Origin of the sequence: Bradyrhizobium sp. STM 3562, from assembly GCF_045571435.1 — a bacterium.
In the GTDB taxonomy this organism is placed as follows: domain Bacteria; phylum Pseudomonadota; class Alphaproteobacteria; order Rhizobiales; family Xanthobacteraceae; genus Bradyrhizobium.
The window spans coordinates 3,579,504-3,591,997 of record NZ_CP120694.1 but is presented as its reverse complement, the minus strand read 5'-3'; the positions used below and the strand labels follow the sequence as shown (position 1 = coordinate 3,591,997).

Sequence of the window (12,494 nt, the reverse complement as noted above, 5' to 3'; positions counted from 1 at the left end):
GTCCGTTCCTTCGCTCATATCTCTTTCAAGTGCTGCGCTGGAGCCCCGATCACTTCCGGGGCGGCTCGGCATCCGCCGGCAGCGCACCGGCCTTCTTCAACAGCGGCACGTCCGCCGGTGCCGGACCGCCGACGCTGACGATCTTGCTGCCGCGATCCGCCTTGACCGCGTGCTTGATGCCGACGGGCACATGCACGACACAGCGCGCGTGGAATGGCAGCGCGATATCATTGGTGTAGTCGTGGATCGTCCCCTCTCCTTCGAGAATGAAGATGGTGTCTTCCGACTGCACATGAATATGCGGAACATTGGCCTCGCCGACCTCGAGGCGGACATAGTTGAGGTTCGCGTCCCAGGCACCGACGCCGGGCCAGATCACGAACCGCGCGTCCTTCGAGATCAGAGGCAGGCGCAGCGAAGGATGATCGCGATGAAAGATACGAATGGCCATGATGCTAGCCCTTGTCCGATGTGATCCCGCCATAGAGATCTTGGTCCGGCGGACACGGCCCGCCGATCACGTTGATGCCTGCGGCTCCCGCCTCGATCCGGTAGCGGTCGCCGGCATCGATATGGACCATATGGCCCTCGGCGAGATCGAAACGCACGCCGGTCGTCGCATCGACGATCGCGCCCTCGCCTTCGATCACGTAATAGGCGGCGTCGGACGGATGGCGGAGCTCGATGGTACAGGCACCAGACCCGAGCGAAACGAGTTGAAAGCTGCGGAAGCTCGCGCCGTTGTGCGGCGACAACACAAGCTTGGCGTTGCCCTCACCCCGAACGATGGGTATCTCTGGACAACCGACGGCGCTGTCGATGACGCGAACACGGGGAGATTGGATATCGGCCATCGCCATCCGATTTTTTGAGTATTTATAAAACGATTTTAGTATAATGAAAACGAAGCGGCGCGCAACGCCTTCTTTTCGGAAGGGCGGCCGCGCATGGAGCCCTGAAGGCCATGAGCCAGTCCGAGACCGAGGCGAACATCGAATCTCTTGCCCATTTGTCGGGCGAGATCGCCGAAACCACCGCCAACACGCTTGCGGCCATCGGCCTGCGCATCCGCGAATTGCGGCAGTCGCGCGGGTTGACCTTGCAGGAGCTGGCCGACGTGTCGAACCTGTCGACATCGATGCTCAGCCTGGTCGAGCGCGGACGCGCATCGCCCTCGATCGGCTCGCTGATCGTGATCGCGAGCGCACTCGGGGTCAGCATGTCGGACCTCTTGGTCAGCGGCAGCGAGATCGAGGAAAAGATCGTGGTGCGGGCCGCCGAGGCGCGGGTGGTGGAAACCGCCCAGCACGTGGTGCGGCGTCTGATGCGCGAGGACCGCAGCCGCGGCGTATCGGTCGCCGTCAACGAATATGCGCCCCACACCGGCAGCGCGGAGCATCCGATCACACACAACGGTTTCGAATATGGCTTCGTGCTGCAGGGCGAACTGACCGTCGAGGTCGACGGTACCAAGCATGTGCTGCGCCAGGGCGACCTCATCGCCTACAGCTCCCGCCGCAAGCACAAAATCTGGAACCACGGCCGCACCAAGGTGCGCACGCTCTGGTTCAATCTCGACCGCGACTGAGAGTGTCGTCTCATCCGGCGGCCTTCCGCAGGATCGCATGCAGGCGGCTGGGTGAAACCGGCAGCTCCGTGACGGCGCCCGGCCTTCCGATCGCGGCGTCGATAGCGGCTGCAAGCGCGGCGCCGACCGCGGTGATCCCGCCCTCGCCAGCGCCCTTCACGCCGAGCGGATTGAGCGGGCTCGGTGCATCCTCGCGCAGCATGATCTCGACCTCGGGCACCTCGCGGCAGGTCGGCAGAAGATAATCGGCAAAGCTCGCCGCCAAGGGTTGGCCGCTTTCGTCGTAAATGAACTCCTCCAGCAGCGCACCGCCGATGCCCTGCGCCACGCCGCCGGCAATCTGGCCCTCGACCAGCATCGGATTGATCGCGCGCCCGACATCATAGGCAACCAGATAACGCTCGATCTTGATGCCCGACGTTTCAGGATCGATGCGCACCTGGGCGAGGTGAATGCCGTACGGATAGGTCATGTGGGACGCAACAAAGCGGCCCTCGCTTGACAGCCCGCCACTGCCGGCAAGATGCGCGGCGATTTCGCCAAGCGACAGCGATGCGCTGCTGCCGACCGCCTCGACGCGGCCGCGGCTCAGGCGCAGTGCATAGATCTTTGTCTGCAGAAGGCTCGCCGCCACCTCCAGCGCGCGTGCCCGCAACGCTTCGGCTGCGATCTTCACGGCGGAGCCGGCCATCACGGTCACGCGGGAGGCGAAAGCGCCGAAGCCGATCTCGATCCGGTCGGTCTGACCGTGAACGACCCTGACCCGCTCGATCGGCACACCGATCGCCTCGGCGCAAATCTGGGCCAGCACGGTTTCGACCCCCTGCCCAACCGATGCGACGCCGGTGACGATCTCGATGTCGCCGCTGCCTGCAACATAGATCCGCACCAGATCCTGCGGGCCGAGACCGCTCTTCTCGACGAAGAAGGCAAGTCCGAGTCCGACCTTTTCGCCGCGCTCGCGCCGGGCGGCAAGCTCCGCTTCCAGCCTGTCGTGGTCGACATGCGACAGCACGCGGTCGAGCAGGTCGCGGTATCTGCCGGAATCGTAGACCACCTTGGTGCCAAGCGTCTCGAAGCCGCGCGCGAACGGCATCGATCTCTCCTCGATCAGGTTGACGCGGCGCACATCGATCCGCGACAGGCCGAGTTCGTCGGCGATCCTGTCCAAGAGCCGCTCGCGCGCGAAGGTCGATTCATAGCGGCCCGGCGCGCGATAGGTGCCCGCCGGGGTCTTGTTGGTGAGGCGGATATGCCCTTCCACCTGATAGGCGGGAATGATGTAGGGACCGGGCAGCAGCCCCGCGGAGAGATCGGTGACCGTGGTGCCGTGGGTGCGCACATAGGCGCCCTGATCGGTGAAGAACTGCGCCTTGAGGCCGAGAATGAATCCCCTTTCGTCGACCGCCGCCTGCAGCCGATAGGCCTGATCGCGCGAATGGTTGGCGGCGAGGAGATGCTCGCGACGGTCCTCGATCCATTTGACCGGGCGTTTCAGCCGCAGCGCCGCGGCGCAGAGCAGCACGTCCTCGGGATAGAGCTCGCCGCGAATGCCGAAACCGCCGCCGACATGCCCTTCGCTCAACTCGAGCCGGCCCGGCGCAAGGCCGAGCATCCTAGCGATGGCGTCGCGATTGTAATGCGGCACCTTGGATGCACCAAACAGTGTCAGCCGGTCTTTCTCGGGATCATGGACGCAGAGCCCGCCGCGAGTCTCCATGGGAACGCCGGTGTGACGTCCGACCCTGGCGTCGAGCGTGACCACACGATGGGCGCGAGCGAATGCCGCATCGAGGTCGCCATAGGCGCGGCGGATCACCGCCGGCTCGGACATCAGACCGGGATGCACGTCCGGCATGAAGGCCACCGGCTCGGCGGTCGCATCGAGCTGCGGCTCGAGCGGTTCGATATCGCAAAACACGAGATCGGCAGCGTCTTCGGCAATGTAGGGGTCGGTGGCGAACACCACCGCCACGGGCTCACCGACATAGCGCACATAGTCGCGCGCCAGCACGAACTGCCGGTAGGGCGAAAGCCCCTCCAGCCCCATCTGGCGGAAGTCGATCGGCGGCAGCGCGGCGAGGTCGGCAATGGTCCAGATCGCGGCCACGCCGTCGATGCGCGCGGCCTCCGCGCTGTCGATGCCGCGAATGCGTCCAAAGGCGACCGGTGAGCGCACCACGCACATGTGGAGCTGGCCCGGCGAGTTGCAGTCGGCCGCGAACGAGCCCTTGCCTTCGAGCAGCGGCCGATCCTCGATCCGCCGCAGCGAGCGGCCGATGAAGGCGGTGCCATCCGAACGCATGTCGTGCGAGGTTATGCCGTCCAGGCTCATGCGCTCCAAGCTCATTCCTGGGCCGCTGCCTGCATCTGCCGCGCCGCAAGCCGCACGGCCTTGACGATGTTCTGGTAGCCGGTGCAGCGGCACAGATTGGACGACAGCACCTCCCTGATCTCCTCGTCCGACATATCGGGGTTTTCCTGCAAGGCGCCGGCCGCGAGCATCAGGAAGCCGGGCGTGCAGAAGCCGCATTGCAGGCCGTGATTGTCCCAGAACGCCTGCTGCAGCGGGTGCAGCCGGTCGCCGTCGGCAAGCCCTTCGACCGTGCGCACCGCCTTGCCCTCGGCCTGCACCCCGAACATCAGACAGGAGCGAACCGGCTTGCCCTCGACCAGCACGGTGCAGGCGCCGCAGACGCCATGCTCGCAGCCAAGATGCGTGCCGGTCAGGCCACATTCGTCGCGCAGCACATCGGCGAGCGTCTTGCGAGGCTCGATAGACACGGCGTAGGTGTTTCCGTTGACGTTCAGATTGAGCGCGTGCTTGCTAGGCATGGATGGAAACTCCGGCCCGGCGCAGCGCGTCGCGAATGCGCTGCGGGCTTGCGGGCAGCTCGAACAGATCGATGCCGAAGGGCGACAAGGCATCGCAGATCGCGTTGACGATGGCCGCCGGTGCGCCGATGGCGCCGCCCTCGCCGACGCCCTTGGCCCCCGTCACGCTTTCCGCCGAGATGGTTTCCATATGGATGATCTCGATGTCAGGGATCTCCGCCGCGGTCGGCGGCAGATAATCGGCGAACGAGGCGGTCACCAGGTTGCCGGTGTCGTCGTAGATGATCTCCTCGAGCAGCGCGTTAGCGATGCCTTGCGCGATGCCGCCCGTGATCTGCCCGTCGACGATCATCGGATTGATCAGGCGGCCTGCGTCCTCGACGACCAGAAAGCGCTCGATACGGGTACCGCCGGTTGCGACGTCGACTTCGACGATCGCGACATGGCAGGCATTGGAGAAGGTGCCGGCCGGATCGTAGACGGCGTTTTCATGCAAGCCGGGCATAAGGCCCGCAAAGCGATGGCTCTGGTGATAGGCAGCGCGCGCCAGCGCGCCGATGTCCATCGCCTGGTTGGAGTTATTCACCCGCGCCCAGCCATCCTCGAGGGTGACGTTCTCGGCAGTGGTTTCCATCAGCGTGGCTGCGATGGTCTTGAGCTTCACCGCAATGCGGCCTGCGGCGAGCTTCGACGCGCCGCCCGCGATCACCACAGAACGGCTGGCAAAGGTGCCCCAGCCATAGGGCGTCGCGTCGGTATCGCCGGAGATGATCCTGATGCGCGCAGGCTCGATGCCGATCTCGTCGGCGACGAGCTGCGCCAGGCTCGTCTTCAGGCCCTGGCCATGAGGTGACGAGCCGATGCGCAGCACCACGTCGCCCGATGGATCCATGGTGCAATCGACGATCTCATAACCCGGCACGATATCCATGCCCCGCGCGGCATAGGCCGGGGTGCCATAGCCGGTGCGCTCGCTGAACACCGACAGGCCAATGCCGAGATAGCGGCCTTTAGCCCGCATCGCCGCTTGGCGCGCGCGAAAGGCCGGCACATCGATTGCCTGGACTGCGGCGTCCATCGCCTGCACATAGGATCCCTGGTCATAGACAAGGCCGGTCGGCGAGCGATGCGGAAAGCTCTTGATCAGATTGCGGCGGCGGATCTCGATGGAATCGAGTCCCAGGCGCTTTGCCGCGACCTCCATCAGCCGCTCCATCGAGAATGTCAGCATCGGACGCGAGACACCGCGATAGGGCGCCATCATGCAGGTGTTGGTGGTGACACCGCGCGACCGCACGCCATATTCGGAAAAATCGTACAGCCCCGGCAGCTCGGCAAATGCCATTAAAGGCTCGACCCCGCAGGTCACGGGATAGCAGGAGAAGCTGCCAACATTGGAGCGCAGATCCGCTTCCAGGCCCAGCAAGCTGCCGTCCTTGGCAAAGGCGCCGCGCAGGCTGAAGGACTGATCGCGGCCGTGGGCAGCGGCGAGAAAATTTTCGCGCCGGTCCTCGATCCAGGCAACGCTGCGCTTCAGCCTGCTCGCGAGCCAGACGAGCACCACATATTCCGGAAACAGCGACATCTTCTGGCCGAAGCCGCCACCGACATCGGGCGCGATGACGCGCAGATTGGACTCCGGCATGCCGAGCGTGTCGGCGATCCCCGTCCTGAGCATATGCGGCATCTGCACCGAGGCGGACAGCGTGACGCGCCCGGATGCGGCGTCATATTCGGCGAGGCCGCCGCGGTTCTCCATCGGCGCAGCCGACTGTCGATGCGATCGCAACTGAAGCGTCACGATGTCGGCAGCGGCCGCGAAAGCAGTATCGAGCCCTGCCGTCCGCATCCGCCCCTCGACCAGAACATTCGTCGGCGCCTCGGGATGAACGGGCGCGCAGCCCGGCGCCAGCGCCGCATCGAGATCGACAACCGCCTCTGTGACCTCGATGTCGAGCAGCACCTGGTCTTCAATGTCTTCGGCCGATGCGGCGTCGTCCGCGACAATGACCGCGACCGCCTGTCCGCAGAAACTGACCCGATCGACCGGCAGGATCGGCTGGCCAATCGCGACATAGTCGGGGCGATGCAGGATCGGACGGATCGGCTTGATGCCGGCGAGATCGCGCCCGGTGAACACGGTGGCATCAGGCGGGATCTCGATGCCGGTGATGGTCCCGCTTGCGACCGGGCTGCGTACGAAGCGCACGGCGGCCGCCTTGCCGACACGGTCGGCGACATAGCTTCCCCCACCCTTCAGGAGCGAGGGATCCTCGAGCCTCGGCAAGCGTCGGCCGATCCAGCTCATGTCAGCGCCTCCGTCAGCGCGCGCTTGACGGAAGTGGCGATAAGGTCGCGCCGATACTCGGGCGAAGCGTGGATGTCGCCGTCCGGCTCGACCAAAGCGCGCGCCGCGCGCGCGATCTCGTCGACGATGGCAATCGAAGCAGACTGGCCCACGAGCTGGCGCTCCAGTGCAACGAGGCGGATCGCGCGGTCGCCGACCCCGCCGACGCCGAGATGCGCGACGCAGATCGTTCCAGCTTGGACCTTGAGCGCCGCGACCGCCATGCCGAGCGCGAAGTCGCCGGCACGTCGGGAAAATTCGTAGAAGCCGGTCCGCCATCCCTCCGACAGCAGCGGCAGGCGAACCTCGGCCAGGAGTTCGTCGGCCGCAAGCGCGGTCGTGAACGTGCCCTGGAAGAACGCGCTCGCCTCGATCAGGCGTTCGCCGCGCACGCTGTGCGCCACCATTTCGGCGCCGAGCGTCGTCGCAACCAGGCACCATTCGGAGGCGGGATCGGCGTGCGCAACACTGCCTGCAAAAGTGCCGCGCTGCCGGATTGGATAATGCGCGATATGACGGACGACCTTCGACAACAGCCGGCCGAGCGGCGCCGCGATCACCGGACGATGAAACGCGGCGTGGCGCGTCAAGGCCCCGATATGCAGGCGATCGGATGAGGTCCTGATGTAGTCGAGTTCGCTGAGGTCGTTGATATCGATCAGGATATCGGGCCGGGCCAGGCGGAAATTCATCGCCGGGACGAGGCTCTGGCCACCGGCCAGAATCTTGCATGAATCCGGATGTTCGGCGAGCAGCGCCAGCGCATCACTGACGCTTGCAGGCTTGAAATAGTCGAACGCGGCCGGCTTCACATTTTAACCTTGCTCAAATTTATTTAGTCTGATTAACATGAACCCGTGACGGTGTCCACTCCTTGGGACGGTGAGCAAAACATGGGTTGGGCCAAGGCCGGGACACGAAGGCGGACAGCAACGAACAACCGCCTCGCCCTTTCGCTCAGTCCGCGCCGCTCAGCGCCCACCCCATTCGGCGAGGAGATCAGCGGCATCGGTCACGATGCCAAGATGCAGCGACACCATGCGCAGCGCCGCCTCCTCCATCTCCTCGTTGGTGCCGCGCACGAGATCGCGCAGCACGACGACGCGATAGCTGAGATTGCTGGCATCGAACGCCGCATTGAGAATGCAGCAATCGGTCATGCCGCCGTTCAGGACCACGGTACGCACGCTCATCTGCCGCAGCAGGAAATCGAGATCGGTGGCAAAGAACGGCGACAGCCGCTTCTTGCCGGCCACGACGAGATCCTGCGGTTCGACATGGGTGACGAACTTGGTCCAGCGCGAGCCTTCGATGGCATGCGCATCGGAGTTCGGGATCGGCCCGACATGCAGCGGGAATGTCCGCCGCCACGCCGACGGAATTCCGGCGATGTCGTCGACGCCGCCCTTGCGCAGCACGGATTTGACGTGAATGACGGGCACGCCGATCCGGCGCGCAGCCGCATGAAAGGCATCGATCGGAGCCACGATCTCACGCGCGCGCGGCGCCGGACATGGACAATCCGGCGTATCGGCAAGATGGCCCTGATGCATGTCGACCGAGACGATCGCCGCGCGCGAGGGCTGCGTGAAATCCTCGAATCCCTGCGGCAGGTCGCGCCGCGCGCCGTACACATAAGCTTTCATGACATCTCCTCTTGCAGATCGCCCGACAATGGATCGCCGCGCGAGAATGTATGCGTACAAACGATCCCGGCCTTTCTGAAAGCAATATCCAGGCCGTGCGCAGCTCATGGCGGCCCCGGATACCGCAGGGGCGACCACGCGCGGCAGCCTGGCCGCGGCACTGCTGCAGCAATTGCAGCGGTGCGTACGTTAAGTAGCTTGCACCTCGCTCCGGCACGCAGCCGGTGCGTGATCACGACACGGAGGAGGATTGCCTATCGATTGGCTCGACGGTGACTAAACAATTGGCGTGCCTTTTTTCCCAACAATGCGAGGATTTTTCGAGGACCGTGCCGGGCGGTTACAGAACTCGCACTAGCTAAAGGATTTCTCGTGATGCGCTGGACGTTAATCCCTGTTGTTACGGTTGCCCTCACCGGCGGCGCCGCAATCGCCTATGCCGCCGGCTTCACTCTCCCGGCTCAGCCGAAGATCGCGTTCCTGTATTTCGCCGACAAGACGGACGGCGGCTGGACCCAGGCCTTCGACGAGGCGCGGCCGAAGATCGAGAAGGCCCTCGATCAACAGATTCCCTTTGTCGAGAACGTGCCCGAGGTGGCGGGCCAGATCACGCCCGCGGCCGAGCGCTTCATCCAGCGCGGCTATAATGTGATCATCGGCACCGCCTTCGGCTACTCCGACACGTTCAAGGAGCTGTCGCAGAAATATCCGAAGGTCGCCTTCCTCAACGCGTCCGGCACCACCAACGGGTCGAACCTCGAATCCTTTTATGGCCGCACCTATGAGAGCCAATATCTCTGCGGCATGGTCGCGGGCGCGATGTCGAAGACCGGCAAGCTCGGGTTCGTGGCGGCGCATCCGATCGGTCCGGTGAACTGGACTATCAACGCCTATGAGATGGGCGCGCAGAAGATGAACCCGAAAGCGACCGTCACGGTCATCTTCACCGGCGCCTGGAACGACCCGGTCAAGGAACGCGCGGCGGCGCAGGCGATGGCCGACCAGGGCATCGACGTCATCGGCCAGCACGTCGATACGCCGACGCCGCAGATCGTGGCGCAGGAGCGCGGCATCTACGGCACCGGACACCACCGCGATCTGCGCGAGTTCGCGCCAAAGGCGACGCTGTGCTCCTCGGCCTGGACCTGGGACAAGTTTCTGTCGCCCGAGTTGAAGAAGGTCGCCGCGGGCAATTGGGAGCCCAACCCGTACGGCGCCTTTGTTGGCATCAAGGATGGCGGCACCGATATCGCCTGCTGCAACACCGTGGTGCCGAAGGACGTGGTCGACAAGGTGATGGCCGAACGCGATGCCATCATCGCCGGCAAGCAGATCTTCACCGGTCCCCTCAAGGACACTGCGGGCACGATACGCGTGGCCGAAGGCAAAACGCTGGACGATGGAGGATTCTGGAACATGGACTGGTATGTCCCGGGCGTGATCACGCAGAAATAGCCAGGCATCAACAGCCGATGACGTCGGCCCTGCAACTCGAAGGTATCCGCAAATCCTTCGACGGCGTTCCCGCTCTCGATGGCGCGTCCTTCGAGAGCCGGCCCGGCGAGGTGCATGCGCTATTGGGCGAAAACGGCGCCGGCAAGTCGTCGCTGATGAATGTCGCCGCCGGCCTCTATGCGCCGGACGCCGGATCGATCATCATCGACGGCACCGCCGTCGCGCTGAGCGGGCCGGCCGCGGCCCACCAGCACGGCATCGGCATGGTGCATCAGCATTTCAAGCTGGTGAAGCCTTTCACGGTCGCGGAGAACGTGCTTCTTGCCAATCCGCGACCGCATTTTTCCTCCGGCATCAAGGACGTCCGCGCCGCGATCGCCCGCCAGGTCGAGGCGCTGAAGTTCTCCATCGATCCCGATCGCCGCATCGACACCATGACGGTCGCCGAGCAGCAGCAGGTCGAGATCGTCAAAGTGCTGGTCGGCGGCGCCAAGATCCTGATCCTCGACGAACCAACTGCGGTGCTGACCGATGCGGAAGCAACCGGCCTGCTCGAGATCGTGCAGCGTCTCGCCCGTTGCGGCACGGCCGTGGTGCTGGTGACGCACAAGCTTCACGAGGTGAAGCGCTATGCGGACCGCGTCACCATCATGCGCGGCGGCAGGACGGTCGCAACCCTCGACCCCAGGCAATCGAGTGCGGAGGAGCTGACCGAGCTCACCGTCGGACGGACCTCCGCCTTGACGGAGCGCACGCCGCACCAGGGCGGTCCCACGCGTCTCAACGTCGGCGCCCTGACCTATACGCGCGGCGACGGCCGCACCATGCTCAACAATACGAGCTTCTTCGTCCGCGCCGGCGAGATCTATGGCGTCGCAGGCGTCAGCGGCAACGGCCAGGCCGAGCTCGCCGAAGCACTGATCGGCGCCATCGAGCCGTCCTCCGGCGAGATCTGGCTGGACGGCCCCGGCGACATCAGCCGCGCCGGACGGAACAAGCGGCGCGAAGCGGCGATCGCCGCAATTCCAGCGGACCGCTACGCCTATGCGCTCGCAGGGAACCTGCCGATTTCAGACAATCTTGCGGTCGCGCAGATCCGTTCCGGGCGCTACGGCAATATGATGCGCATCAATCGCGCGGCGATGCGCCGCGACGCCGTGGCCGCAGTGAAGGATTACGACGTCCAGGGCGTTCGCAGCGTGAGCCAAAAGGCCTCGCTGCTGTCCGGCGGCAATGCTCAGAAGCTCGTGATCGCGCGGGAATTCGGCCGCGAGCCGGAGGTCGTGGTCGCGCACAGCCCGAGCCGGGGGCTCGATGTACGCGCCTGCGCGGCGGTGCACCAGCGCCTGATCGCCGCGCGCGAGCGCGGAGCGGCCATCGTTCTCATCAGCGAGGACCTCGACGAAATTCTCAACCTGTCTGATCGCATCGGCGTGATGACCCGCGGCAGGATCGTCGCGGAGTTCGAACGACCTGCCGACCGCCAGGCCATCGGCCGTGCGATGGTGGATCATGCATGACCTCTCGCCTCGAGCGGAGCGGCTGAAGGTGCCGGCTCCTTCCTCCGCATCGCGCGGCCTCGGCCGCTTGACGCTCGACATGCGCCAGGACCTGGCGCCGTGGAAACAGGCGCTGTTTGTCGGGAGCTCGCTTCTTGCAGGCGTTGCGATCTCGGTCGCGATCCTCGCCCTCGCCGGCATTGCACCGCTCACCTTGGCCAGCGAGCTTGCCGGCGTGATGACGGCGGAAAATCTGCGCGGTGTGCTGATCCAGGCGGCGCCGCTGATCCTGGTCGGGCTCGGCGCGAGCCTCGCCTTCCGCATCGGCTTCTGGAATCTCGGCATCGAGGGGCAGATGGTGTTCGGCGGCATCTTTGCCGCGGCTGTTTCGATCTACGACATCGGGCCGCCGTCTACCCGCCTCCTGTTGATGGGCTGCGCGGCGGCGCTCGGCGGCGCCCTCTGGGTGCTGCTGGTCATGCTCCTGAAGATGCGCTTTCGTGTCAACGAGATCATCGCGACGCTGCTGCTCAACTATGTCGCGACGTATTTCCTGTTCCATCTGCTCTACGGCGCCTGGCAGGATTCCAAGACGGCGTTTCCGCAGTCCTCCCCGTTCCGTCCGTTCGAGCGGCTCTCCGACATCGGACTTGGCCTCAACAGTGGCCTTTTGATCGCGCTCGGCGCCGTGTTGGTTGTCGCCTGGCTTGTGCATCTCAGCCGCATCGGCTTCTACACCCGCTTCATCAGCGCCAATCCGCGCATGGCAGGCATCGTCGGCGTTCCCGTGCGCGCGCTGTCGATCTGGATCGTCGCGGCGTCCGGCGCCTGCTGTGGCCTTGCGGGATTCGTCAATGTCGCAAGCCAGGAGGGCCGGCTGACCCAGTCCTTTGCCAACAGCTACGTGTTTTCCGCGGTCTTGATCGCCTTTCTGTCGCGCAACGATCCGATCGTGGTCGCGGTCGTCGGCTTCCTGATTGCGGTGCTGTTCATCACCGGACAGACGCTGCAGGTCTTCTATCAGATCCCATTCACCATGGTGCAGATGATCGAGGCCATCATCGTCATGGCGGTCGCCTCATCCGAGTTCCTGATCCGCCATCGCATCCGCTGGACTCGCTGAA

At 64.8% G+C, this 12,494-nt stretch carries 11 protein-coding genes; 4 read left to right on the top strand and 7 right to left on the bottom strand.

Going from position 1 to position 12,494, the window contains the following annotated elements; genetic code table 11:
* Positions 1–49: 49 nt before the first annotated feature.
* Both P6U23_RS16525 and P6U23_RS16520 read right to left on the bottom strand, forming a co-directional pair.
* Positions 50–451, bottom strand: a complete 402-nt coding sequence (locus P6U23_RS16525) for a cupin domain-containing protein (protein ID WP_407180770.1) — start codon at positions 449–451, stop codon at positions 50–52.
* Positions 452–455: 4 nt separating this feature from the next.
* A complete protein-coding gene (locus P6U23_RS16520) occupies positions 456–854 on the bottom strand; it encodes a hypothetical protein (RefSeq protein WP_407180769.1) in 399 nt (132 codons plus the stop codon).
* A gap of 110 nt (positions 855–964) precedes the next feature.
* On the opposite strand from P6U23_RS16520, the gene P6U23_RS16515 reads away from it, so the two are divergent.
* Positions 965–1,588, top strand: coding sequence for a helix-turn-helix domain-containing protein (locus P6U23_RS16515; RefSeq protein ID WP_407180768.1), 624 nt, complete (start codon positions 965–967; stop codon positions 1,586–1,588).
* Between the two features lie 10 nt (positions 1,589–1,598).
* On the opposite strand, the gene P6U23_RS16510 is transcribed toward P6U23_RS16515, so the two are convergent.
* The 5 genes from P6U23_RS16510 to P6U23_RS16490 all read right to left on the bottom strand — a co-directional run bounded on the left by P6U23_RS16510 (position 1,599) and on the right by P6U23_RS16490 (position 8,416).
* Complete coding sequence (locus P6U23_RS16510; RefSeq protein ID WP_407180767.1) at positions 1,599–3,923, bottom strand: xanthine dehydrogenase family protein molybdopterin-binding subunit; 2,325 nt, start codon at positions 3,921–3,923, stop codon at positions 1,599–1,601.
* 11 nt (positions 3,924–3,934) lie between these two features.
* Entirely contained in the window at positions 3,935–4,423 is a 489-nt protein-coding gene (locus P6U23_RS16505) for a (2Fe-2S)-binding protein (RefSeq protein ID WP_407180766.1), read from the bottom strand.
* Positions 4,416–6,731 (bottom strand): xanthine dehydrogenase family protein molybdopterin-binding subunit, encoded by a 2,316-nt coding sequence (locus P6U23_RS16500; RefSeq protein ID WP_407180765.1) that lies wholly within the window; start codon positions 6,729–6,731, stop codon positions 4,416–4,418. Before P6U23_RS16500 ends, P6U23_RS16505 begins: the two co-directional genes overlap by 8 nt.
* Positions 6,728–7,582 (bottom strand): FAD binding domain-containing protein, encoded by an 855-nt coding sequence (locus P6U23_RS16495; protein ID WP_407180764.1) that lies wholly within the window; start codon positions 7,580–7,582, stop codon positions 6,728–6,730. Before P6U23_RS16495 ends, P6U23_RS16500 begins: the two co-directional genes overlap by 4 nt.
* A 159-nt stretch (positions 7,583–7,741) precedes the next feature.
* Complete coding sequence (locus tag P6U23_RS16490; protein WP_407180763.1) at positions 7,742–8,416, bottom strand: cysteine hydrolase family protein; 675 nt, start codon at positions 8,414–8,416, stop codon at positions 7,742–7,744.
* A 375-nt stretch (positions 8,417–8,791) separates the two neighbouring features.
* Between P6U23_RS16490 and P6U23_RS16485 the strand changes: the two genes are divergently transcribed.
* The 3 genes from P6U23_RS16485 to P6U23_RS16475 are packed head-to-tail and all read left to right on the top strand — an operon-like array spanning position 8,792 to position 12,493.
* Entirely contained in the window at positions 8,792–9,871 is a 1,080-nt protein-coding gene (locus P6U23_RS16485) for a BMP family ABC transporter substrate-binding protein (RefSeq protein WP_407180762.1), read from the top strand.
* A gap of 17 nt (positions 9,872–9,888) precedes the next feature.
* The gene (locus tag P6U23_RS16480; RefSeq protein WP_407180761.1) at positions 9,889–11,391 is read left to right on the top strand and encodes an ABC transporter ATP-binding protein; all 1,503 of its coding nucleotides are present in this window, start codon (positions 9,889–9,891) and stop codon (positions 11,389–11,391) included.
* The gene (locus P6U23_RS16475; protein WP_407180760.1) at positions 11,384–12,493 is read left to right on the top strand and encodes an ABC transporter permease; all 1,110 of its coding nucleotides are present in this window, start codon (positions 11,384–11,386) and stop codon (positions 12,491–12,493) included. Before P6U23_RS16480 ends, P6U23_RS16475 begins: the two co-directional genes overlap by 8 nt.
* The last annotated feature ends 1 nt before the right edge of the window (position 12,494 follow it).

Bases quoted from the DNA above. Each gene is read 5' to 3' on its own strand.
- P6U23_RS16525 (WP_407180770.1), bottom strand. From the start codon at position 451: ATGGCCATTCGTATCTTTCATCGCGATCATCCTTCGCTGCGCCTGCCT.
- P6U23_RS16520 (WP_407180769.1), bottom strand. From the start codon at position 854: ATGGCCGATATCCAATCTCCCCGTGTTCGCGTCATCGACAGCGCCGTC.
- P6U23_RS16515 (WP_407180768.1), top strand. From the start codon at position 965: ATGAGCCAGTCCGAGACCGAGGCGAACATCGAATCTCTTGCCCATTTG.
- P6U23_RS16510 (WP_407180767.1), bottom strand. From the start codon at position 3,923: ATGAGCCTGGACGGCATAACCTCGCACGACATGCGTTCGGATGGCACC.
- P6U23_RS16505 (WP_407180766.1), bottom strand. From the start codon at position 4,423: ATGCCTAGCAAGCACGCGCTCAATCTGAACGTCAACGGAAACACCTAC.
- P6U23_RS16500 (WP_407180765.1), bottom strand. From the start codon at position 6,731: ATGAGCTGGATCGGCCGACGCTTGCCGAGGCTCGAGGATCCCTCGCTC.
- P6U23_RS16490 (WP_407180763.1), bottom strand. From the start codon at position 8,416: ATGAAAGCTTATGTGTACGGCGCGCGGCGCGACCTGCCGCAGGGATTC.
- P6U23_RS16485 (WP_407180762.1), top strand. From the start codon at position 8,792: ATGCGCTGGACGTTAATCCCTGTTGTTACGGTTGCCCTCACCGGCGGC.
- P6U23_RS16480 (WP_407180761.1), top strand. From the start codon at position 9,889: ATGACGTCGGCCCTGCAACTCGAAGGTATCCGCAAATCCTTCGACGGC.
- P6U23_RS16475 (WP_407180760.1), top strand. From the start codon at position 11,384: ATGCATGACCTCTCGCCTCGAGCGGAGCGGCTGAAGGTGCCGGCTCCT.